The sequence below is a fragment of the Beduinella massiliensis genome (assembly GCF_900199405.1).
In the GTDB taxonomy this organism is placed as follows: domain Bacteria; phylum Bacillota; class Clostridia; order Christensenellales; family Aristaeellaceae; genus Beduinella; species Beduinella massiliensis.
Map to the genome: position 1 here is coordinate 1890893 of NZ_LT963430.1, position 23709 is coordinate 1914601.

General features: G+C 58.7%; 21 protein-coding genes. 19 read left to right on the forward strand and 2 right to left on the reverse strand.

Translation table 11 applies throughout. The annotated features are described in order from the left end of the window. Positions 1 to 337: 337 nt before the first annotated feature. The 3 genes from C1725_RS09245 to C1725_RS09255 all read left to right on the forward strand — a co-directional run bounded on the left by C1725_RS09245 (position 338) and on the right by C1725_RS09255 (position 3336). Positions 338 to 778: an RNA polymerase sigma factor gene (locus C1725_RS09245; protein WP_102411328.1), complete on the forward strand. Its 441-nt coding sequence runs from the start codon at positions 338 to 340 to the stop codon at positions 776 to 778. Next, positions 768 to 971 carry a helix-turn-helix domain-containing protein gene (locus tag C1725_RS09250; RefSeq protein WP_102411329.1) on the forward strand — a complete coding sequence of 68 codons (204 nt, stop codon included), beginning with the start codon at positions 768 to 770 and terminating at the stop codon, positions 969 to 971. The genes C1725_RS09245 and C1725_RS09250 overlap by 11 nt, the downstream gene beginning before the upstream one ends. Positions 972 to 1329: 358 nt before the next feature. Beyond that, a complete protein-coding gene (locus C1725_RS09255) occupies positions 1330 to 3336 on the forward strand; it encodes an ATP-binding protein (protein ID WP_102411330.1) in 2007 nt (668 codons plus the stop codon). A gap of 154 nt (positions 3337 to 3490) precedes the next feature. On the opposite strand, the gene argH is transcribed toward C1725_RS09255, so the two are convergent. Both argH and C1725_RS09265 read right to left on the reverse strand, forming a co-directional pair. After that, complete coding sequence (argH, locus tag C1725_RS09260; protein ID WP_102411331.1) at positions 3491 to 4873, reverse strand: argininosuccinate lyase; 1383 nt, start codon at positions 4871 to 4873, stop codon at positions 3491 to 3493. A 161-nt stretch (positions 4874 to 5034) separates the two neighbouring features. Continuing rightward, on the reverse strand, positions 5035 to 6252 hold the full coding sequence (locus C1725_RS09265) for an argininosuccinate synthase (protein ID WP_102411332.1): 1218 nt from the start codon (positions 6250 to 6252) through the stop codon (positions 5035 to 5037). Between the two features lie 184 nt (positions 6253 to 6436). On the opposite strand from C1725_RS09265, the gene ruvC reads away from it, so the two are divergent. From ruvC to hemZ, 16 genes are all read left to right on the forward strand, one after another. Beyond that, positions 6437 to 6937, forward strand: coding sequence for a crossover junction endodeoxyribonuclease RuvC (gene ruvC / locus C1725_RS09270; protein WP_487042802.1), 501 nt, complete (start codon positions 6437 to 6439; stop codon positions 6935 to 6937). 12 nt (positions 6938 to 6949) lie between these two features. Continuing rightward, complete coding sequence (gene ruvA, locus C1725_RS09275; protein ID WP_102411334.1) at positions 6950 to 7546, forward strand: Holliday junction branch migration protein RuvA; 597 nt, start codon at positions 6950 to 6952, stop codon at positions 7544 to 7546. A 22-nt stretch (positions 7547 to 7568) separates the two neighbouring features. After that, positions 7569 to 8618 carry a Holliday junction branch migration DNA helicase RuvB gene (gene ruvB, locus C1725_RS09280; protein WP_102411335.1) on the forward strand — a complete coding sequence of 350 codons (1050 nt, stop codon included), beginning with the start codon at positions 7569 to 7571 and terminating at the stop codon, positions 8616 to 8618. An 18-nt stretch (positions 8619 to 8636) separates the two neighbouring features. Further along, positions 8637 to 9683: a tRNA preQ1(34) S-adenosylmethionine ribosyltransferase-isomerase QueA gene (gene queA, locus C1725_RS09285; protein WP_102411336.1), complete on the forward strand. Its 1047-nt coding sequence runs from the start codon at positions 8637 to 8639 to the stop codon at positions 9681 to 9683. 58 nt (positions 9684 to 9741) lie between these two features. Next, complete coding sequence (gene tgt, locus C1725_RS09290; RefSeq protein WP_102411337.1) at positions 9742 to 10869, forward strand: tRNA guanosine(34) transglycosylase Tgt; 1128 nt, start codon at positions 9742 to 9744, stop codon at positions 10867 to 10869. A gap of 100 nt (positions 10870 to 10969) precedes the next feature. Then, positions 10970 to 11371, forward strand: a complete 402-nt coding sequence (yajC, locus tag C1725_RS09295; protein ID WP_346026515.1) for a preprotein translocase subunit YajC — start codon at positions 10970 to 10972, stop codon at positions 11369 to 11371. A gap of 75 nt (positions 11372 to 11446) precedes the next feature. Further along, the gene (locus tag C1725_RS09300; protein WP_102411338.1) at positions 11447 to 11905 is read left to right on the forward strand and encodes a TIGR04086 family membrane protein; all 459 of its coding nucleotides are present in this window, start codon (positions 11447 to 11449) and stop codon (positions 11903 to 11905) included. Between the two features lie 77 nt (positions 11906 to 11982). Beyond that, a complete protein-coding gene (gene scfA, locus C1725_RS09305; RefSeq protein WP_102411339.1) occupies positions 11983 to 12132 on the forward strand; it encodes a six-cysteine ranthipeptide SCIFF in 150 nt (49 codons plus the stop codon). 147 nt (positions 12133 to 12279) lie between these two features. Continuing rightward, positions 12280 to 13644, forward strand: coding sequence for a thioether cross-link-forming SCIFF peptide maturase (scfB, locus tag C1725_RS09310; RefSeq protein WP_346026516.1), 1365 nt, complete (start codon positions 12280 to 12282; stop codon positions 13642 to 13644). Between the two features lie 81 nt (positions 13645 to 13725). Then, a complete protein-coding gene (locus C1725_RS09315) occupies positions 13726 to 14124 on the forward strand; it encodes a hypothetical protein (protein ID WP_102411340.1) in 399 nt (132 codons plus the stop codon). Positions 14125 to 14182: 58 nt separating this feature from the next. Then, entirely contained in the window at positions 14183 to 16366 is a 2184-nt protein-coding gene (gene secD / locus C1725_RS09320; protein ID WP_346026517.1) for a protein translocase subunit SecD, read from the forward strand. A 98-nt stretch (positions 16367 to 16464) separates the two neighbouring features. Beyond that, positions 16465 to 18852 carry a single-stranded-DNA-specific exonuclease RecJ gene (recJ, locus tag C1725_RS09325; RefSeq protein WP_346026518.1) on the forward strand — a complete coding sequence of 796 codons (2388 nt, stop codon included), beginning with the start codon at positions 16465 to 16467 and terminating at the stop codon, positions 18850 to 18852. Positions 18853 to 18925: 73 nt separating this feature from the next. Then, on the forward strand, positions 18926 to 21136 hold the full coding sequence (locus C1725_RS09330) for a RelA/SpoT family protein (protein ID WP_346026519.1): 2211 nt from the start codon (positions 18926 to 18928) through the stop codon (positions 21134 to 21136). A gap of 20 nt (positions 21137 to 21156) precedes the next feature. Then, on the forward strand, positions 21157 to 21606 hold the full coding sequence (dtd, locus tag C1725_RS09335) for a D-aminoacyl-tRNA deacylase (RefSeq protein WP_102411343.1): 450 nt from the start codon (positions 21157 to 21159) through the stop codon (positions 21604 to 21606). Then, entirely contained in the window at positions 21606 to 22211 is a 606-nt protein-coding gene (locus C1725_RS09340; RefSeq protein ID WP_102411344.1) for an MBL fold metallo-hydrolase, read from the forward strand. The genes dtd and C1725_RS09340 overlap by 1 nt, the downstream gene beginning before the upstream one ends. Beyond that, complete coding sequence (gene hemZ / locus C1725_RS09345; RefSeq protein WP_346026520.1) at positions 22208 to 23683, forward strand: coproporphyrinogen dehydrogenase HemZ; 1476 nt, start codon at positions 22208 to 22210, stop codon at positions 23681 to 23683. Before C1725_RS09340 ends, hemZ begins: the two co-directional genes overlap by 4 nt. The last annotated feature ends 26 nt before the right edge of the window (positions 23684 to 23709 follow it).

Below are 23709 nucleotides of genomic sequence, written 5' to 3' on the forward strand. Positions count from 1 at the left end.
CTTCTCCTATCAACTACCTCAAAACCGCCGTTTGCATTTTGCAAAATAGGGATACGGGGGTGTATTAAAATCGTACTTCTTTAAGAACACGGCGGTATTAGATGCTTTTAAGCATTGGGAGGTATCGCCGTGTTTTCTTTATGTTTCTGTCATTTGCCTATCAGTAGCTTGTTAAAAAAAGACCATTTCTGTCTATGGAATATTGCGGCTATATAGATGAACTGCTAATTCATTTAGTATGCTGTGACAATTCGTATTACTCAAACGCCTATGTGGTTTTATACCGCATAGGCGTTTGTTGTAATAGCCCCCTACTGGGAAGAAAGGGGGTGAGAAAATGAGTTATTCCGAAGAATACAAAGAGCATATTGAGTACACTTTCGCAGCCTTTTGTAAAGTCGTTCTCCGTAATGCGGCAATGATCGCTTATCGTGATTTTGGACGGAAGCAGAAGCGAGAGGTATCGCTTGATTATCTGATGTCTGAAACGCCTTTTGAACCGTCCACAATGGATAGCTACTTTGAGAAGCAGGACAAGCCGACTATCTTTGTTGTGCAGGGAAAAGAAGTAATTGTAGCAGACGAGCGATTAGCCGCCGCATTAGTCAAACTATCGGAGCAAAGGCGCACCGTTCTGTTGATGTACTTTTTCCTCGGTTATACGGATACGCAAATCGGGAACGTGTACGAAAGAAACAGAAGCACAGCGAATTACTGGAAACTTGCGGCACTAAAGCAGTTGAGAAAGGAATGGGAGGAAGCAGAAAATGAGGAATAAAAAACTGATACCGTTTGAAGTCATTGAAAAAGCTGTCGCCGGAGAGCCGGAAGCAATCGACATGGTATTGCGGCATTACGCCGGACATATCAAGTACCTGTCTATGTATCAAGGGCATTTTAATGATGATATTCAAGACCGTCTGAAAGCGCAGCTTATCCATGCTATCTTCAAGTTCCGTTTTAACGGGTAGTAAGTAGCAAAGCCATGAAAAACCGTCAAGGGTCAAGATGAACGGCTACGCCGCCCTTGACGGTTTTTTATGCCCTTGCTATGGTGTAGTCAAGAGGGCGCAAACGGATAGACCGCTTGCGCCCTTTATTCATTATGGAATGTTACGCAATAGACCTTATTTTTCCCTTGATTTATGCGGCTTTGAAGACACGATAAGGGCATGGGTAAGGGTTTTGTATTTCCACCCTTGAAAATGGCGTTCTATTGCGTGACAGAGCGTAAATATTTCCACCTTCTTCGATTGTGTCTGTTTGCAAATTGTGATAAAATAGTTTTCAACAAGCGATTTAATCTATTGCTTGTATGGAGGGTAGACTATGAGAGGATTTTCTATAAATATTCGTGGGCGAGTAAAAAACTTTAATCTCCCTAAAAATCAACCGCTAATTCCACTATTTGAAGCTATTGTAAACTCCATTCATGCTATTGAAGAACGTGGTATAGTGGATAAAAATTTTAAAGGTAAGATAATAATCAAAATTATTCGAGATGGACAATTAAGTTTAGATGGAATAGGAGAATTGCCTTCCATATGTTCTTTTGAAATTATCGACAATGGTGTTGGCTTTAATGAACCCAATTTAATATCATTTATGGAATCTGATTCGACATATAAGGCTTCCTACGGTGGAAAGGGTGTCGGTCGTTTTTCGTGGCTTATTGCTTTCAAAAAAGCAGAAATAGAAAGTATATATTGGAATGAAGATGAAAAAGGATATGTTAAACGCTCATTTGATTTTTCGCCTGAACAAACAGAGATAAATGACATTCTTACGGATTGCGAAAATATAAACGATAATAGAACAACTATAAAATTAGTTGATTGTGTAAAACCATACTCGGATAATATTCCCAAAAGAGGCATTACTATTGCAATGCGCATTATACAGCACTGCTTAGTGTATTTTATTGCGCAGAATTGTCCTCAGATTGAATTGATAGACTGTGATGAAAAGTTTAACTTGAATTCTATTTTTAAAGAAAGAATCACGACAGAAGAAAACTTAGTCACAATACATTTGGGCGATGAAGATTTCGATTTACTTCATGTTAAAGCGGAAGATAATACAGTCAATGGAAACAAGCTTTATTTATGTGCGCATAATCGCTTGGTTGAAACAAAAGAGCTTGATAAGTATATCACTGATTTAGATAGAGAGATATATGAAAAAAGCGGATTTTGGTATATAGGCGTTTTAAGAAGCAAATATTTAGATGATTCTGTAGATATGAATCGTCTTTCGTTTAATATTCCCGATGGTGGACCGCTTGAAAGTTTGACAAATATTGTTACAATGGATCAGATAATGAAAGCAGTCATCGTCGAAGTTGAAAATTTTTTAAAGGATTATTTACAGCCAATATCTTCCGACAAGTTAAAACGGATTAAGGACTATGTAGCTTATCAAGCTCCACAGTTTCGTCATTTACTAAAGTATATGTCTGATGATATTACTAAAATAAAGCCTAACCTAAGCGATGATAAGTTGGATGATGAACTTCATCGAATAAAGCGCAAATTTGACCGTCGCACTTCGGATGAAAATATGAAATTGTTACAGGACTTAAATGAGGGAATTATTTCATCGGATGATTATACGGAAAGATTCAGTCAGCAGGTAGAAAAAATCAACAGTGCTAACGGTGCAGCGTTAGCGGAATATGTTGCACACCGTAAGGTAATTCTTGATTTAATGGAGTTTGCAATACGACGTAAAGATGATGGGCATTTTCAAAAGGAAAGTTTTTTACATAATCTAATTTATCCCATGAGAACAACTTCGGACGATACCCAATATAGCAATCATAACCTTTGGCTTATTGATGAAAAATTAGCTTATTGTAATTATATTTCTTCAGATATTCCTTTCAATAATGACCCTAAGCAAGACCGTACTGACCTTATGATTTTAGATAGCCCTGTAGCTGTATCAGATGAAACAAATATAGGAACAGAATATGAAACTATTGTTCTTTTTGAGCTGAAGCGTCCTATGAGAAATGATTACAATGATGGAAGTAACCCAGTCACACAGCTTTATAATTACGTAGCCTTTCTGAAATCTGGTAAAGCTATGGATAAAGATGGTAGGCTTATCAAGGTAAGCGCAAATACGAAATTTTATCTGTACGCAGTTTGTGATGTTACCAATACGCTAGAACGTATTTTGGATTATCATGATTTTACGCAAACTCCTGATAAGCTAGGGTTTTACAGATACAATGAAAAAATGAACGCTTATATCGAGATTTTGTCTTATGACAAAATTATCAATGATGCAAAACAAAGAAATAAAATTCTCTTTGACAAATTAGGAATTTAAAAAAAGAAGCGAGTGAATGTTAAAAACATTTCACCCGCTTTTTTGCACCCTGTATGGCAGCTACCCTATTTCAATTTGTAGTTGATACTGTTTTATCAGTGGCTACCTAAGCCTCCGTTTTTTTATGTGAAGAATCATTCAATGCCAAAGACCGTCAGATGGAAAACCCTTCTAACCAGGCCTTGCCCGCATCGATGGAGGCCTGAACCGCCTCTGGCGCAGGGCCGCCGGGGATGTTCCTGAGGTCAACACAGGCGCGCATGGAGAGCGCCTCGAAAACATCCTGATCGAAGAGCAGCGAAAATTCCTGCAGCTCGGGCAGCGTGAGGTCGAGCAGCGCCTTGTTTTCCTTGATGCAGTGCAGCACCAGACGGCCGATGACCGCGTGCGCCTCGCGGAAGGGCATGCCCTTCTTGACGAGGTAATCCGCCGCGTCCGTCGCATTGGTGAAGCCGCCCTCCGCACCGCGGGCCATGACGTCCTTGCGGAAGCGGCAGGCGTCCAGCATATGCGTGAAGACGACGAGCGATTTAACGAGCGTGTCGCGCGCGTCGAAGAGCGCCTCCTTGTCCTCCTGCATGTCCTTGTTATAGGCGAGGGGCAGGCCCTTCATGGCGGTGAGCAGGCCCATCAGGTCCCCGTAGACGCGCCCCGTCTTGCCCCGAATGAGCTCCGCGACGTCGGGATTCTTCTTTTGCGGCATGATGGAGGAGCCGGTGGAGAAGGCGTCGTCCATTTCCACGAAGCGAAATTCATGGCTCGACCAGAGAATCAGTTCTTCACAGAAGCGCGAAAGGTGCATCATGCAGATGGAGGCGGCGGAGAGAAAGTCCAGCATGAAGTCGCGGTCGGAGACGCCGTCCAGGCTATTTGGTGTAATCGCGGAAAAGCCGAGGAGCTCGGCCACGCGCTCGCGATTCAGGGGGTAGGTGGTGCCCGCCAGCGCGCCGGAGCCCAGGGGCATCACGTCGCTGCGGCGGTAGCAATCGCGCATGCGGTCCATATCGCGGGTAAACATCTGGAAGTAGGCCATCATGTGGTGGGCGAGGGTGATGGGCTGCGCCTTTTGCAGATGGGTATAGCCCGGCATGACGGTGTGAAGATTTTCTCCGGCGATGCGAAGCAGCACGCGGCAGAGGTCGGAAAGCAGGGAACAGACGCGCTTGGCCTCGTCCTTCGTGTACATACGTCCGTCGAGCGCCACCTGATCGTTGCGGCTGCGGCCCGTGTGCAGGCGCTTGCCCGCCTCGCCGATTCGCTCGATGAGCAGCTTTTCCACGTTCATGTGGATGTCCTCTGCGTCGATTTCAAACTGCACGCGCCCGCCATCGACGTCCTCTAGGATGCCATTCAGGCCTTCCACGATCCTTTCCGCGTCGGCCGTTGGGATGACGCCCTGCTCGCCCAGCATCGTCGCGTGGGCGATGGAGCCCTGAATGTCCTGTTTATACAGGCGCTTATCAAAGGTGATGGAGGAATGAAAGTCGTCGACAAGGCCGTCGGTCTGCTTTTCAAAGCGCCCGCCCCATAGCTTCATGAATACACGCTCCTTACATCTTGGTCAAAAGGGCCTTCACAATAAGCAAAAGCAGAATCGACAGACCGCGCGCCCTTCGGGGCGGCGGGGCCGCGGGGAAGGACGGCGTGGTCTATGGATCTGCTTTGTGCGCGTTCAGGCGGCCCGCAAAGGGGAAGCTCTTAGAGCTGCCCGTTCTTTTCCTTCATCATCGCCTGCACCTTGAGCGGCAGGCCGAACAGGTTGATGAAACCCTCGGAGTCCTTGTGGCTGTACAGGTCCTTGGAGTCGCCGAATGTGGCGATTTCCTCGAAGTACAGCGAATTGGGGGACTTCACGCCCGCGGGGATGCAGTTGCCCTTGTACAGCTTCAGACGGGAGACGCCGTTCACGTTCTGCTGGGTGGAATCGACGAACGCGCTCAGCGCTTCGCGGAGCGGGGTGTACCACTGGCCGTCGTAGACCAGCTCCGCAAAGCGGATGGCTACCTGCTCCTTGTAGTGGCTGGTGATGCGGTCGAGCGTGATCTCCTCGAGGTTCCTGTGTGCGGCGTAGAGGATCGTTCCGCCGGGCGTCTCGTACACGCCGCGGGACTTCATGCCCACCAGGCGGTTTTCGACCATGTCCGCGATGCCCACGCCGTTGCGCGCGGCGATTTCGTTCGCCCTTTCGATCAGGGCGACGGAATCGAGGCGTTCGCCGTTGATGGCGACGGCCACGCCCTTTTCAAACGTAAACTCGACGTATTCGGGCTTGTCAGGCGCGTCCTCCGGGCTGACACAGATCAGCGGCAGATCGCGCGGCGGCTCGTTCCACGGGTCTTCCAGATCGGCGCCCTCGTGCGAGAGGTGCCAGAGGTTGCGATCCATGGAATAGGGGCGCTTCTTGCTCACCGGCACCGGGATGCCGCGGGCCTCGGCGTAGTCGATTTCTTCCTCGCGCGTCTTGATGTCCCAAATGCGCCAGGGCGCGATGATGTCCATGTGCGGGTCGAAAGCCTTGATCGTCAGCTCAAAGCGAACCTGATCGTTGCCCTTGCCTGTGCAGCCGTGGCAGATGGCGGTGCAGTTTTCCTTGTGCGCCAGCTCCACCAGGCGCTTTGCGATCAGCGGGCGCGCAAAGGAGGTGCCCAGCAGATACTTGCCCTCGTACACCGCGCCGGCCTTGATGGTCGGCCAGACGAACTCGTCCACAAACTCCTTGCGCAGATCCTCGATGTAGAGCTTTTCCGCGCCGGTCTTCTTCGCCTTCTCGTGCAGCGGGTTGAGCTCCTCGCCCTGGCCGACGTCGGCGGCTACGCAGACGACGGCGCAGCCGTAGTTTTCCTTGAGCCAGGGGATGATGATGGACGTATCCAGACCGCCGGAATACGCAAGCAGAACGCGATCGTGTTTTTTCATAAGATAGGGTCCCCTCCAAAATGGTTATTGGGCGCTTGGCCCTTGATGCCGTATGACGCTGGTATTATACGTCATTTGCGGTAAAAATGCAAGAGGTTTGTATAAAAATACATTCAGGCGTTTCCTTGACAGATGACGGCAAAAAAGATAAGATAAAATAGATTTTTTGTGGACAAATGGAGCGATGCTTTTGACGATACTGGGGATCGATCCCGGCCTTGCGACGCTGGGCTGGGGGGTCGTGGAGCAGACGGGCAGCCGTCTTCGCATGGTGCAGTACGGCATCCTCGGCACGAAGCCGGGCAACACGCTGCCGCACCGGCTGCGGAGCATCTACATCGGCATGCAGCAGCTGATCGAGACGTACAGGCCGGACGACGTCGCGTTTGAAGAGCTCTTCTTCTCGAAGAACGTGACGACGGGCATGGCGGTCAGCGCGGCGCGCGGCGTGGCGCTGGTGGCGGCGGCGGAAAAGACGGACAATTTATACGAATACACGCCGATGCAGATCAAGCAGGCGGTCGTGGGATACGGCAAAGCGGAAAAGCAGCAGGTGCAGCAGATGGTGAAGATGCTGCTTTCCATGAAGGAAATCGCAAGGCCCGACGACGCGGCGGATGCGCTGGCCGTGGCCATCACCCACGCGCACACCGGGAACGCGCGCGCGCAGTTCAAGATCATGTGAGGAGTAGACGCCATGTACGCATTTATAGAAGGAAAGCTGGAGGAAAAGCGGCAGGGCGAGATCGTCGTAAACGCCGGTGGCGTGGGCTATCAGCTTATCTGCTCGGCCTCGACGGTGGCCGAGGCCCCGCAGGCGGGCGAGCGGTTTCGGGCCTATACGTACCTGTCGGTGCGCGAGGACGCGATGGACCTTTTCGGCTTTGCCACAAAAGAGGAGCGGACGATGTTCTTAAAGCTCTGCTCCGTCACGGGCGTGGGCGCACGCACGGCGTTGGGGGTGCTTTCCTCCATGCCGCTGCGGGATCTTTCTATCGCCATCGCCACGGGCGACACGGGCGCGCTTTCGCGCGCGCCGGGCATCGGCAAGAAGACGGCGCAGCGCCTCGTGCTGGAACTGAAGGACAAGGTGGAGGCAGGAGAACTCACCTCCGGTGCCGGCCAGGCCGTTCCCGCAGCCGCGATGGGCGCGCAGCAGGAGGCGGTGGCGGCGCTGATGGCGCTGGGCTATTCCTCCGCGGAGGCGGCGCGCGCCATCAACCAGGTGCAGGGCCAGTCGGACAAGACGGACCAGCTCATCATGCTGGCGCTGCGCACGCTGGGCGGGAACTGACGTGGGATGAGGGAGTAAGAGCATGGAAGAAGAACGCTTGGTAACGACGGGCTTTCGAGACGGCGACGAGGAGATCGAGCAATCGCTTCGCCCCAAGACGCTGCGCGAGTACATCGGCCAGCAGACCGTCAAGGACAGCCTGAACATCTACATCGAAGCGGCGAGGGGACGGCGCGACGCGCTGGACCACATGCTGCTTTACGGCCCGCCGGGCCTGGGCAAGACGACGCTGGCCTGCATCGTGGCGGCGGAGATGGGCCAGAACATCCGCATTACCTCCGGGCCGGCTATCGAGCGACCAGGCGATCTGGCCTCGATCCTCACCAACCTGAGCGCGGGCGACGTGCTCTTCATTGACGAGATTCACCGCCTGTCGCGAACGGTGGAGGAGGTGCTCTACCCGGCGATGGAGGATTACGCGCTGGATATCATGATCGGCAAGGGGCCGAGCGCGCGTTCCATCCGGCTGGACCTGCCCAAGTTCACGCTCGTGGGCGCTACCACGCGCGCGGGCCAGCTTTCGGCTCCGCTGCGCGACCGATTCGGTATCCTGTTCAGGCTCCAGCTCTACTCGACGGACGAGCTCGCGCAGATCGTGCAGCACAGCGCGAACATCATGAAGATCCCGGTGGAGCCGGAGGGCGTGCGCGAAATCGCGCGGCGTTCTCGCGGGACGCCGCGCATCGTCAACCGACTGCTCAAGCGCGTGCGCGACTTCGCGCAGGTACGGGCGGACGGCGTCATCACCTACGAGGTGGCGCGCGAGGCTTTGAACCTGCAGGAGATCGACGAGCTGGGACTCGACCGTGTGGACCGCGCCATGCTGACGACGATGATGGAAAAATTCGGCGGCGGCCCGGTCGGACTGGACACGCTCGCTGCGACGACGGGCGAGGATGCCGTGACGATCGAGGACGTGTACGAGCCCTATCTCATGCAGCTGGGCTTTCTCATGCGCACGCCGCGCGGGCGCGTATGCACGCAGGCGGCCTACGACCACATGCGCATGCCCATGCCCGTAAGAAGGGATGCAAAGGACAAAGACGACGGACAGCTTTCGCTGCTGGACTGACGCCTTTGGGAGGACGATATGCTGACATCCGATTTTAACTATGAACTGCCGGAAGAGCTGATCGCGCAGACGCCTATCGAGCCGCGCGACGCGAGCCGGCTGATGGTCTGCCACGTGAAGACGGGCGAGCGCGAACACCGAATCTTCCGCGACATCACCGATTACCTGCGCGCGGGCGACGTGCTGGTGCTCAACGAGACGCGCGTCATCCCCGCGCGGCTGTATGGCCGCAAGGAAGGCACGGGCGGGGCAATCGAGTTTCTGCTCCTGAAGCGCATCGACCGGGATACGTGGGAGGTCATCCTGAAGCCCGGGCGCAAGGCGAAGCCGGGCGCCGTATTCGTCTTCGGCGAGGGGCTTTTAAAGGCCACGGTGCTGGACATGGCGCAGGACGGCGGCCGCATCGTGCGCTTTGCCTACGAGGGCGTGTTCGAGGAAATTCTGGATCGTCTGGGGCAGATGCCGCTGCCGCCCTACATCCACGAAAAGCTTTCCGACAAGGAGCGCTACCAGACGGTCTACGCCCGGCAGGACGGCTCCGCCGCCGCGCCGACCGCAGGTTTGCACTTTACGCCGGAGCTGCTGGAAAAAGTCAGGGCAATGGGCGTCTCGGTCGTGCCCATTCTGCTGCACGTGGGACTGGGCACGTTCAGACCGGTGAAGGAAGAGGATGTATCCCGCCACCACATGCACTCGGAATACTACGAGGTGACGGAGGACGCGGCCGCGCGCATCAACGCGGCGCGCGCCGCGGGCGGGCGCATCATCTGCGTGGGTACGACGAGCGTTCGTACGTTGGAGACGGTGACGGACGAGAAGGGCGTGGTGCACGCGGGCAGCGGCTACACGCAGATTTTCATCACGCCGGGCGTGCCGCTTCACGCGGTGGACGTCCTGATCACGAACTTCCACCTGCCGCAGTCCACGCTGCTGATGCTGGTGAGCGCGCTGATGGGACGCGAGCAGGCGCTTGCGGCGTACGAAGAGGCGGTAAGGGAGCGCTATCGGTTCTTTTCGTTCGGGGACGCGATGCTCATCGTCGCGAAAGAGGCAGAGGCAAAATAACATGTGGTGTGTCAAACGGGATTTCACCGTTGCCGCGAGATAAAATTGGGAGAGAAAGATGAATCAACCGCTGACATTCGACTTACTGAAAACGGACGCCCGAACGGGCGCGCGCCGGGGCGTGGTGCACACGCCGCACGGCGATATACAGACACCGATCTTCATGCCCGTGGGCACGCAGGCGACCGTCAAGGCGACGACGCCGCGCGAGCTGGAGGAAGCGGGCGCGCAAATCATTTTGTCCAACACCTATCACCTGCACGTGCGCCCAGGAGAGGCGCTGGTGAAGGAGGCGGGCGGGCTGCATCGGTTCATGTCCTGGAATCATCCGATCCTGACGGACAGCGGCGGATTCCAGGTGTTTTCCCTCTCCGGGCTTCGCAAGATCAAGGAGGAGGGCGTGGCGTTTCAGTCCCATCTGGACGGCAGCCGTCTGTTCATATCGCCCGAGGTCTCCATGCAGATTCAGCAGGATCTAGGCGCGGACATCGCCATGTGCTTTGACGTATGCTCGCCCTACCCGTGCGACCATGAAACAGCGGAGGCGGCCATGCACCGCACGCATCGTTGGGCGGAGCGCTGCAAGGCGTACCATGCGCGCGAGGATCAGGCGCTGTTCGGCATCGTGCAGGGCGCTTTTTACAAGGACCTTCGCATCGAGAGCGCGAAGGTGCTTTCGGAAATGGATTTTCCCGGCTACGGCATCGGCGGGCTCAGCGTGGGCGAACCCAAGCCTATCATGTACGAGATGCTGGAAGAGATGATGCCCTACATGCCCGAGCAAAAACCCCGTTACCTGATGGGCGTGGGCAGCCCGGACTGCTTGGTGGAGGGCGTGCTGCGCGGGGTGGATATGTTTGACTGCGTGCTGGCAACCCGCATCGCCCGGAACGGAACGGTCTTCACGGACAAGGGCAGGCTCGTCATCCGCAACGCGCAGTATGCGCACGATTTCGGGCCGCTGGAGGAGGGCTGCGACTGCTACGCCTGCCAGAACTTCTCGCGCGCCTACATCCGCCATCTCATCAAGGCGGGGGAGATTACGGGCGGCAGGCTCGCGACGATCCACAACCTGCGCTACCTGCTCAGGCTCATGGAGCGCATCCGCAGGGCTATTGACGAGGACCGCTTCGAGCAGTTCCATCACGATTTCTTCGCAAATTACGACATGAGCAGGAACTTTTGACCGGCGCAAAATAATTTGAACGTAGTAGGATTAGCCCTTGCAATACGCTGCGCCAAAAGATATAATAGGGTGTAATTTGGAAAAGGAGTGTTTCTATATCATGATGAACGCGTTTTTGAACCTTCTGGCCGATGCTGCCCCTGCTGTGGGCGATGCCGCCGCTGCTGCTGGCGATGCGGCGACCGAAGTAGGAGCCGCTGGCGGAATTCTCGGCCTGGTGGTTTCCCTGGCGCCGATGATTCTGATCTTCGTCGTCTTCTACTTCATGCTGATTCGTCCGCAGCGCAAGAAGGACAAGGAAGCCAAGGCGATGCTGGCGGCGCTGAAGGTCGGCGACCGTATCTGCACCATTGGCGGCATCTACGGCACGATCGCGAATATCAAGGACGACGTGCTGACGGTCGAGGTCGGCGCTGAGAAGACCAAGCTCGTGTTCGCGCGCTGGGCTATCCGCAACGTCGAGGAAATCTCGATTTCCAACGACGCAGAAGCGCTCATCTGATCGGAAGCGTTTGAGTGATAAGGCCTCCCGGACGTGCATAGATTCTTCTATGACACGGACGGGAGGCGCTTTTTTATGAAACAAGCGGTACAGGGGTCGGTTAAAGGACAGGCAAAAACGCCGGATACCATGGCCCGGCGCAAGCCGCGCGCGGCGGGCAAAAAGAACAGCGCGATCAAGAAATTGCTGCTGGGTTTTTTGAGCGCCCTGGCGGCGACCGTGCTGGGCGTGGTGCTCTTTGCGCTGCTGCTGCGCGTATGGCAGATGGACAGCGGGGCCATCACGGTCGTCAATCAGGTGCTCAAGCTGGTCGCGATCCTCGTGGGCGTGCTGGTGGCCGTAGGCCGCGGCGGTGAACGGGGGGCGATGCGCGGCGCCTGCGTGGGGCTGCTCTATATGGGGCTGGGCGTCGCGCTCTACGGCGTCTTCAGCGGGCAGCAGATGAGCCTCGCGGGCTATGCGGCGGACGTCGGCATGGGCATCGCGGCAGGCGGCCTGTGCGGGATGATTTTGTCGAATCTTCCGGCGAAATGATTGCATCGGGCAAGAAACTGTTGTATAATAAGCTATCGTATGGTGTTACACCGAATCTGTTTACGGAGGAATGAAGAATGAAGCATATTCAGACCGTTCAGAAGTCCTGCCTGAAGGAAAGCCTGAAGCATGGCGGCTGCGGCGAGTGTCAGGCGTCGTGCCAGAGCGCCTGCAAGACGTCCTGCACCGTGGCGAACCAGTCCTGCCAGAACAAGAACAACAAGTAAGGATTTGGAAGCTTGCCTGACGGCATCCGACATGGTTCGGATGCCGCTTCTTTTGCCTCATGGAAAATTGCCCGTCGCGACCGCGCGTAAAAAACGCCTGCGGACGCTTTGAACATAGAACCTGAAGAACCGAAGGAGGAACCGTTTTTGATTCATACGTTTACATCCTGTGACAAATACATGGCGCTGGACGTGGGCAGCGGCGCGGTGCACGCGCTGGACGAGCTTGCGTACGACGTGCTTCGCCTGCACGAACAGGGCGCGCCCTTTGAGGAGATCCGCGCGCAGCTTGGCAGCAGGTACGGCGCGGACGAGCTCGAGGAAACGATAGGGGAGATAGAGGAACTGATCCGCCTGGGGCAGCTGGACACGGATGACGACTACGCGGAGCTCGACGTGAACACCGATCCCGGGGTGGTTAAGGCCATGTGCCTGCTCGTGACGCAGGACTGCAACCTGCGCTGCAAGTATTGCTTTGCCTCCGCAGGCGAATACCACATGCATGGAAGCCGCCTGATGTCCTTTGAAACGGGCAAGCGCGCGCTGGATTGGCTGGTCGAGAAGAGCGGCAAGCGCCATTCGCTGGAGGTAGACTTCTTCGGCGGGGAGCCTCTGATGAACTTTGAGGTCGTGCGCCAACTGGTCGCTTACGGCCGCTCGCTGGAGCGCGCGCACGACAAGCGGTTCAAGTTTACGATCACCACGAACGCCGTCGCCTTAAACGACGAGATGATCGACTTTTTCAACAGGGAGATGCACAACGTCGTGCTCTCCATCGACGGCAGGCCTGAGGTACACGACCGCATGCGCCCCACGCCCAGCGGAAAGGGATCGTACGAGATCATGATGCCGAAGGCGCGCCGTCTGGCGGAATGCCGCGGACAGAAGGACTACTACGTGCGCGGCACCTACAGCGCGCACAACCTGGACTTCGGAAACGACGTGCTGCACCTGGCGGACCTGGGCTTTGAGCAGATTTCCATCGAGCCGGTCGTGGCCGACCCGGCCTGTGAATACGCGCTGAAAGAGGACATGCTGCCCACGATCAAGGACGAATACGAGCGCCTGGCGCGCGTCTATGTACGCCGCCGGGAAAAGGACGATACGTGGTTTAACTTCTTCCATTTTATGATCGACCTCAAGGGCGGGCCCTGCCTGCGCAAGCGCCTCACCGGCTGCGGCGCGGGCAACGAGTACGTGGCGATCACCACGGACGGCGACATTTATCCCTGCCATCAATTCGTGGGCCGCGAGGGCTACCGCATGGGCAGCGTGCTGGACGGCAGCTTTGACGGCGCGGTTCAAAAGGAGTTCGCGGAAAATCATGTGCTGAACAAGGAAAAGTGTTCCAAGTGTTGGGCGCGCTTCTATTGCAGCGGCGGGTGCGCGGCCAACGCGCAGGCGTTCAGCGGCAATATCCGCGAGCCCTACGACATGGAATGCCAGATGGAGCGCAAGCGTCTGGAGTGCGCGATGGCGATTTATGCCGTCGAACACGAAGGCGAAGCTTGACGAAGCCTACAAAAAGACCTATAATAACTACATCTGTTTGTCCCATAGGGCATAAAAGAATCGTCGCAGGAGGTGGAGCACATGGCCCGAAAAAGGCCGCTTCGCGTCTTGGTGACGGTTCTTTTTTCGCTCGTCTGCCTTTTTGCGCTGCTGCAGGGCGTGGACCGGTTGCTTTACCGCGCGGAGGACGCGTCCATGCCGGTTGAAACGGCGCTGCCTTCCGCCATGGGCCTGCCGCCCGCAGTGCTGACGTCAAGCGTTCCCACGGCGCCCGCGCAGGAGGCGCAGCCCCTGCCGGAGGCGCTGCAGAGCGCCGCGCGCCAGGCGCCTGTCCCGGCGGCGCTGCTCGCGGGGCTCTTTGCGGCGCTTTGGCGAAATCGGGCCCGGAGCGGGCGCGACCGCAACGGAAACGTGCTGCAAAGGCGAAGTTACATGCTCTCCCTGCATCAGGCGTTTTCGTTCAGTGACGGCGGCGCTTAGCGTTGCTTCCTGAAGAAAAGCGAGACCGAATACAACCGAAATGGAAGGAAGATCTGATATGGCGAACAAGAAATTGGGGGGCAAGAACCGCAAGGCTATCAGCATCGCGCAGCTTTGCGTCATCCTGGTCCTGATCGTGCTGGCGGGCTTCGTGGCGCTCAACGGCTTTGGCAAGGGCACCATGGTGCAGTACATGAAACCGTGGGGCGAGGCGATCAGCCTGGGCCTCGACCTGCGCGGCGGCGTTTACACCGTCTATCAGGCGCAGAGCGACGGCGTCGAGGACTTTGACGGCAAGATGGACACCACGGTCAACATCCTGACCGGGCGCCTTACGCGACAGGGCTTCACGGAAGCCACGGTCACCCGGCAGGGAAACGACCGCATCCGCATCGAAATTCCGGACGTGAAGGACCCGAACGAGATCCTTACGATCATCGGCACGCCCGCCCACCTGGTCTTCAAGGACAACGCGGGCAACGTCGTGATGGAGGGCCAGGAGGTCAAGGAGGCCTACATCAGCCAGGACGACACGGGCACGCCGTGCGTGGCCTTCAGGCTGTCCGACGTCGGCACGAAGCAGTTTGCCGAGGCGACGGCGGCCAACCTGAACAGGACGATTTCCATCGAGCTGGACGGCGAGGTCATCTCCGCGCCGACGGTCAACTCCGTCATCGCGGGCGGCTCGGGCATCATCCAGTCGCCGGGCATGACGGTGGAGGAAGCGAGCAACCTGGCGATGCTGATCCAGTCCGGCGCGCTGCCGCTGGACATTAGCCAGCTCGAGGTCTCCGCCATCTCCGCGACGCTGGGCGTCGAGGCGCTGGACAAGGCGATTCTGGCGGCCGTCATCGGCGTCATTCTCGTCATGCTGTTCATGATCGCGCGTTACCGCCTGTGCGGCGTCATCGCCGACATCGCGCTGACGGTTTACATCCTGCTGGTCATCTTCCTGCTGGCGGTTACGGGCGCGCAGCTCACGCTGCCCGGGGTCGCGGGCATTATCTTGGGCATCGGCATGGCGGTCGACGCGAACGTCATCATCTTCGAGCGCATTCGCGAGGAGCTGAACGCCGGGCGTCCGCTGTTCTCCTCCGTGAAGAAGGGCTTCAGCAACGCGCTTTCCGCCATCATGGACTCCAACGTGACTACGATCATCGCGGCGCTGGTTCTGCTGTGGTTCGGCACGGGCTCCATCAAGGGCTTTGCCATCACGCTTTCCATTAGCGTCATCACGTCCATGTTTACGGCGGTCGTCGTGACCCATGGGCTGCTCAACATCTTCGTGAACCTGGGCATTGAGAACAAAGCGCTCTACGCGCGGCCTGCGAAGGAAAACGAAGGTCACGTGCTCAAGGATCGCTCCAAGATCTGTATCCGCGTTTCCGCGATCGTGATTGCGGTGGCGCTGGTCATGTCCGTCTTCGGCTTTGGCATGAATCTGGGCATCGACTTTACCGGCGGCATCATCATGGAATACGACATGGGTGAGGATTATCAGGTAACGGACATTCAGACTGCGCTCGCCAATCAGGGCATAAGCGACGCCCAGATTCAAGTGACCGGCGAGGATGGCCAGAAGGCGCAGATCCGCATCCGCGACGTGGAGAACCCCGACGAGATGCGCGCCGCGCTGGAGGCGGAGCTCTCCGCCAAGTACACCGGCATGCAGTTTATCACGGTGGATCGCGTGGGCGCGGTCGCCGGACGCGACCTGATTCTCAACGCGCTCAAGAGCGTGCTGGTCGCGGCGGCGCTGATGCTTCTGTACATCGCCATCCGCTTCGACTTCTATTCCGGTCTGGCGGCGGTCATCGGCCTGGTGCACGACGTGCTGATCATGGTGGCCCTCATGGTCTTCCTGCGTCCGTTCGTGCAGGTGAACACCACGTTCATCGCGGCGATGCTGACCATCGTCGGCTACTCGATCAACAACACCATCGTCATCTTTGACCGCATTCGTGAGAACGTGCACGGCAGCATGCGCGGCAAGCCGCGCGCCGAGATCGTCACCGCCTCGATCCGCGAGTGCTTCACCCGTACGGTGAGCACGACGCTGACGACGCTATTGACGACGGTGACGCTGTTCGTGCTGGGCGTGGCCTCCATCCGCGAGTTCACGCTGCCGCTGATCGTGGGCATCGTCTCCGGCGTGTACTCCGCGAACGCCATCAACGGCTATGTGTGGGCGTTCCTGATGGATCACCGCGCGAAGGCCAAGCAGGAAGCCAAGAAGGCGTAACAAATGCTTCGGCGAAAGAGCCTGCGGGGGCGCAGGCTCTTTCGTCCTATTCAGACCTCTTCTGTTTTTTCAAACAGGCCGGTAAAGGAGTGCGAAATTTGCTTCGTTTCGTTCAAAAGACACGGGAAGGCAAGCCGGAGGCGCTGCTGGATGCGGGCGTTCCCGCACGGCTGGCGGAGCTGCTCTTTTCGCGCGGCATAAAGACGCCTGCAGAGGCGGAGGCCTACCTGCACCCGGCACGGGAACACCTGCACGACCCGATGCAGATGCAGGACATGGACCGGGCTGTCGCCTGCGTCCGCGAGGCCATTCGGTGCCGTCTGCCCATCGTCGTTTACGGCGACTACGACGTGGACGGCGTGATGGCGACCTCGATACTGCTGACCTATTTGAAAAAACAGGGGGCGGACGTGACTTACTACATCCCCGACCGGCACGGCGAGGGCTACGGGCTGAACATTCCGGCGGTGGAAGAGATCGCGCGGCGCGCAAAGCTGCTCATCACGGTGGACTGCGGCATTACCTCGGACCGGGAGGTCGCGCGCGCGCGGGAGCTGGGTATGCAGGTGATCGTGACGGACCACCACCAGCTTGGCGAGCGGCCGGTCGAGTGCGAGGCGGTGCTCAATCCCCTGCTGGGGGATTATCCCTTCCGCAGGCTGTGCGGGGCGGGCGTCGCCTTCAAGCTGGTGCAGGCGCTGGGCGGCATGGAGGCGCTGGGGCCCCTGTGGGAGCTGGCGGCGCTGGCGACGGTGGCGGATCTGGTGCCGTTGGCGGACGAAAACCGCGTGATCGTGACCTACGGCCTTCAGGCGATCAACGGGACGAAGCGGCCGGGCCTGCGCGCGCTGATCGAGGAGGCCGGACTTTCAGGACGGGAAATCACGAGCGGGCACATCGCCTTTCAGCTCGCCCCGCGCATCAACGCAGGCGGACGGCTGGCGCTCGCCGCGCGGGGCGTGGAGCTGATGACCACGCGCAGCGAGGAAAAGGCTCGGGAAATCGCCCGTCAGCTCGAGGCGGACAACGCGCAGCGCAAGGAACTGGAGCGGGAAATCCTGCGTCAGGCGGAGGAAATGCTGCCTTCCCAGATCGATTTCCTGCGCGACCGGGCCATTGTGCTCTCAGGCGAGGGATGGAATCCCGGGGTCATCGGGCTTGCGGCCTCGCGGCTGGTGGAAAAGTATCGTTGGCCCACGATTCTGCTTGCGAAAGACGGAGACATCTGCGTAGGGTCCGCCCGGTCGATTCCGGGCGTCAATATCCACGAGGCGCTGTGCGGCTGCCGCGAGCTGTTCCTGCGCTTTGGCGGGCACGCACAGGCAGCGGGCCTGACGATCGAGGCGCGGCATCTGCCTGAATTCAGAAAGCGGCTGAACGCCGCAATCGCCCGTCAGGAAGCGTGGGACACGTTTTATCCCACCGAAGAATACGACCTGGAGGTTGCGCTGCCGGAGCTCACGGAAGAACTGGTGCACGCCTTTGATCAGATGCAGCCTACGGGCTTTGGAAACCCCGCGCCCGTTTTTTGCCTGCGCGGCGTAGAGCCGCTGGATGCCCGGCGCGTGGGCAAGGACTTTTCCCACCTCAAGCTGCGCTTTTCGGCGGACGGCGAGCAGCGCGACGGCATCGCTTTTCGCATGGGTGAGCGCGCGGCCGCGCTGCCAGAGCGCGTGGACGTGCTCTTTTCGCCCTCGATCAACGAGTGGCAGGGCGAGCGCAGCGTGCAGTGCGAGGTGCGCCAGATGGCGCCATTCGCTGCGCCCAAGGCCTTCATCGCGGAGTGCAAGCGGCACGAGGAAGGATTTGTACGTGCAATTTTGGCGCAAATCATCTATAATAGGCACAAGCAACAGCCGGAACCTTCCAGTTATCGGAAGCTCACGCTGATGCAGGCGGACGAATACATTAAAGATGCGCTGGGCGAAAGCCTTCAGGGCACGCTGCTCGTCTGCCAGACGATGGGGTGTCTGCGCAAGTGGGCCGTGCGCCTGGCGGTGATGGACGCAAAGCTCGACTACGCCAGAGGACGTCTCACGGACGCAAGGCGCTTCAACACCCTGCTGGCGCAGCCGGACGCCGGTTCGGCGCGGGGGGACATGCGGCGCGTGGTGCTGCTGGACGGCGTGGTGGAAGAGGCTTCGCTCGGCGCCTGGCAGGCGGCTTATCCGGGGGCGCAGATCGCCGTGGTGGAGGACGCCTCCGGCTACGTTCGTCAGGAGGCGGCGCGCCTTGCGCCTACGGATGACGAATTGCGCGGGCTGTACAAGCGGCTGCGCGCGCTGCCGCCGGACAGTCCGCTGGAGGAAGTGGCCGGCGCGGCGGGGATGGAAGCATGCAGGGCGCTGGCTGGGCTTTACGTCCTACGCGAGCTTTCGCTTTTGCAGCTCGCGGAAAGCCCCTGGCAGATGCGGCTGCTTCCGATGCGAAAATGCGACCTTTCGAGCAGCGCGCTGTTGATGCGTCTGCGGAAGATCGCCGGTTGAGTAAAACAGGAGTGGGACAGCCGCGCGGCGGCGGCCCGGCGGACGCTGGGCAGAAGGAAAAGGAGAATGACCCGTGACGAACGAGGTGTGTAGCAGCTTGGAAGAACTGCTCGGCAGGGTGCGCAAGTATCACCCGCAGGCCGACGGCGAGGCGCTGATTGAGAAGGCGTATTCCTTTGCCGAAAAGGCCCACGCGGAGCAGCGGCGCAAGTCCGGCGAGCCATATTTCGTGCACCCGCTCACCGTCGCGGGCATCCTGGCGTCGCTCATGCTGGACGCGCCGACCATCGCGGCGGGGCTCTTGCACGACACGGTGGAGGACTGCGAGGGCGTGACGCTGGACGTCATCGAAAAGGAGTTCGGCCAGGAGGTCGCCGTGCTGGTGGACGGCGTGACGAAGTTGGGCAAGCTGGAGTTCAACTCGCGCGAGGAGCAGCAGGCTGAATCTCTGCGCAAGATGATCCTCGCGATGTCCAAGGACATCCGCGTCGTGCTCATCAAGCTCGCGGACCGCCTGCACAACATGCGCACGCTGAAGTTTCAGTCGCCCGAGAAGCAGCGGCTGATCGCCCAGGAGACGTTGGACATCTACGCGCCGCTGGCGCACCGACTGGGCGTGTATAAGATCAAGCAGGAGCTGGAAGACCTTTGCCTGCGCTATTTGGATCCGCAGGGCTACCAGAACCTCATTCAGAAGGTCGGCATGCGTCGAGCGGAACGAGAGGAATCGATCCGCCTGGTCATCAAGCAGCTCGGCCAGAAAATCGAGGAGCTGGGCATCCGCTACGACATCGACGGGCGGCCTAAGCATTTTTACAGCATTTACAAGAAGATGGTGCTCCAAAACAAGCCCTTTGAGCAGATTTTCGATTTGATCGCCATCCGCGTTCTGGTCGATACCATCCCGGACTGCTACGCGGTGCTGGGCATCGTGCATACGCTCTGGAAGCAGGTGCCCAACCGCTTCAAGGACTACATCTCCACCCCGAAGCCGAACATGTACCAGTCGCTGCACACCACGGTGGTGGGGCAGAACGGCATGCCGTTTGAGGTGCAGATTCGCACCTGGGAGATGCACCGCGTGGCGGAATTCGGCATCGCCGCGCACTGGCGCTATAAGGAAGGCAAGCAGTCCGGCGACGAGCTGGACAAGAAGCTGTACTGGCTGCGCCAGATTCTGGACTGGCAGAACGAGACGAAGGATTCCAAGGAATTCATCAACAGCCTGAAGGTCGACCTGTTCAGCGACGAGGTCTTCGTCTTTACGCCCAAGGGCGACATCCTCGACCTGCCCAAGGGCGCGACGCCGATCGACTTCGCCTACCGCATCCACAGCGCGGTGGGCAATAAGTGCATCGGCGCAAAGGTGAATGGACGCATTGTGACGCTGGATACGCCGCTGAACACCGGCGACTTCGTGGAAATCATCACCCAGGCGAACGCCAAGGGGCCCAGCATGGACTGGCTGAAGGTGGCGAAGACCTCGCAGGCAAAGGCGAAGATCCGCCAGTTCTTTAAGCGCGAGCTTAAGGAAGAAAACGTCGCCAAGGGCCGCGATATGCTGGAATACGAGGCCAGGCGACAGGCGGTAAACCTGCCCTCGCTGCTCAAAAACGAGTATCTGGAGCCGCTTCTCAAGAAGTACGCATTCTTTGACGTGGACGACATCTACGCCGCCGTGGGCTACGGAGGTCTGGCGGCCAGCCATGTCGTCACGCGCCTCGTGGAGGAACAGCGGCGCCGGGAAAAGCCCGCGCTGCCCGCCGCCCCGCCGGTCGTTTCGCCGGAGGAACAGCGCGCACGCCAGCAGCAGGCGGCCCAGCAGCACGCGGGAGGCAGCGACCATGGCATCTTCGTGCGCGGCGAGCCGGGCATGCTGGTGCGCTTCGCGCGCTGCTGCAGCCCGCTGCCGGGGGATGAAATCGTCGGCTACATCACGCGCGGGCGCGGGGTGACCGTGCACAAGGCGGACTGCATCAATGTGCTCTCGGAGATCGATTCCGACCGGCTGGTGGAGGTGTCCTGGGATGCGGAGGCCAAGACCAGCTACAACGGCAGCGTGCAGATTCTGGCTTACGACCGCGAGGGGCTGCTCGCGGACCTCGTGCTGTTCATCAGCAGTCTCAAGGTGATGATCAGCGCGATATCCGCCAAGACGAACAAGAATCAGACGTGCACGATCAACGTGACGCTGGAGGTCAAGAACCGCCAGGAGCTGGACAAGATTATCAAGCAGCTGAGCAAGCGCTCGGACGTCATCGAGATCTTCCGCGTTTCAATCTGAAGGAAAGGACTTATCCGCAGATGAGACTGGTCGTTCAGCGCGTGAAGGGCGCGCACGTGGAAATAGAGAAAAAGACCGTAGGCAGCGTCGGAGTGGGACTGCTGGTGCTCGTGGGGGTGGAGGAAGGCGACGGGCAGGAGGACGTGGACTACTGCGTAGAGAAGACGGCGCACCTTCGCATCTTTGAGGACGAGGCGGGCAAGATGAACCGATCCGTGATGGACGTGGGCGGCGGGGTGCTCGCGGTTTCGCAGTTTACGCTGCACGGCGACGTGCGCCGCGGCAGGCGGCCCAGCTTTATCAAGGCCGCGCGTCCGGAGACGGCCACCGCGCTTTACGACGCCTACTGTGAAGGACTGCGCGCGCAGGGGCTGCACGTGGAGACGGGCGTCTTTCAGGCGGACATGCAGGTATACCTTTGCAACGACGGCCCGGTCACGCTGCTGGTGGACAGCAGGAGGTGCTTTTAATGAACTACGAGATCGAAAAGCTGACGGGCGGGCCGCTCGCGGTCAACACGTACATCCTGAGCGCGCCAGGGCGGGACGACTGCGTGGTCGTGGATCCCGGCGTGCCGTTCGCGCAGCTCGAGGAAGGGCTTGCAGGAAGGCGCGCTGCGGCCGTGATCCTGACGCACGCGCACTTTGACCACATGCTGACGCTCCCGCCCCTTCGGGATGCGGGGGCGCCGCTTTACCTGCACCGGCTGGACGCTCCGATGCTTTCGGACGAGCGGCTTAACCTGTGCGCGGCCATCGGAAAACACCTGACTGCGGAGCCCGCTGAGCGTCTTTTGGAGGACGAGGACGTGGTGGAAGCGGCGGGGGTGACCCTGCGCGCGCTGCATACGCCGGGTCATACGCCCGGCGGCCTGTGCCTGCTGATCGGAGACGATCTGCTTTCGGGCGACACGATGTTCTGCGGAGGATATGGCCGCACGGATTTTCCGGGCGGCAGCGCGCGGGAGCTTCGCGCATCGCTCGCCCGGCTTTGCGCGCTGGAAGGCCGTATTCGCGTGCATCCGGGGCACGGCATGGATACGACGATCGCGGAAGAACGGGAGGCGCACGCTTGAAGGTTTACATCAGGACGGATACGCCGCAGTTTTTGCCGGATCTGTCGGACGTGGTACGCCTCTTTTTCGGGGAGGGGTCTGCTCTTTTTACGCCGGAGGGCAGCGACGCGACGCTTTCCCACACGCATGCGGAACAGGACGGCGTATGGCACGAGCGCTGCGTCTTTACGCAGGGAGACCGCTTGCTGGAGCAGGAGAAGCAGGCGCAGGCCGTGCGCGGCGGGCTTGCAGAAAAGCGCTACTTTAAGCGCGCGGTCAAGCTCTGCTGCTACGAGCTGCTCAAGCGCGCCGCGGGCATGCGGCCGCCGTGGGGCTCGCTGACCGGCATTCGGCCCACGCGTCTTTTTTACGCGCAGTTGCAGCAGGGCGACACGATGGACGAGGCGGAGCGCGCGATGCGGGAGACGTTCGACCTGTCGGAGGGCAAGGCGGCCCTGCTGCGCGAGATCATCACGAGCCAGCGCGGGCTCATCGAGCGCGCGCCGAACGAGGCGGATGTGTACGTCGGTATCCCGTTTTGCACGACGCGATGCGCTTACTGCTCGTTTTCCTCGGGCGAGATCGGAGACGGGCGCCTGGTGGAGCCCTACCTCGCGGCGCTGGGGCACGAAATCGAAGCGGCGCGCGCGCTGATGGACGAGGCGGGGCTGCGCATGCGTGCGCTCTATGTGGGCGGCGGAACGCCCACAGCCCTTCGCGCGGGGCAGCTTGCGCACCTGCTCGACAGGCTGATGCGCGCGTTCCCCGAGGCCACGGAGTGGACGGTGGAGGCCGGGCGGCCGGATACGCTGAGCGAGGAGAAGCTGCGCGCGCTGCGGGATTTTCCGGTCGGGCGCATCAGCATCAACCCGCAGACGATGAACGACGCGACGCTTCAAAAAATAGGCCGCGCACATACCGCTAAGGACGTCCGGGACGCTTACGCCTTAGCGCGGCATATGGGTTTCGACCACATCAATATGGATCTGATCGCCGCGCTGCCGGGGGAGACGCCCGCGGACTTTGAACGCACGCTGGCAGAAATTCGCTCGCTTGCGCCCGAAAGCCTGACGGTACACACGCTGGCGGTCAAGCGCTCCTCGCGGCTGCATGAGCAGAACTACCGCCCGACGGAAACAGACACGGTGCAGGGGATGGTGGAGCGGGGCCTTGAGGCGGCGCACGCCATGGGCATGCACGCCTACTACCTGTACCGGCAAAAGTACATGGCGGGCAACCTGGAAAACGTAGGCTACGCGCTGCCGGGACATGCCTGTACCTATAATATCGACATCATGGAGGAGACGACCTCCATTCTGGCTCTGGGCGCTGGCGGCATTTCCAAGCGGGTGCAGGACGATGCGGAAAAGCGCATCCGCCGCGCGCCGAACGTTTCCAATATCGAGCAGTATACCGCGCGCGTGGACGAGATGATCGAAAGAAAGCGCGAACTGTTTTTGAAGGACGCGCTACAGGAGAAAAATGCGCTCTAACTGCGAGATTGCAAAGCAGGCGTTTT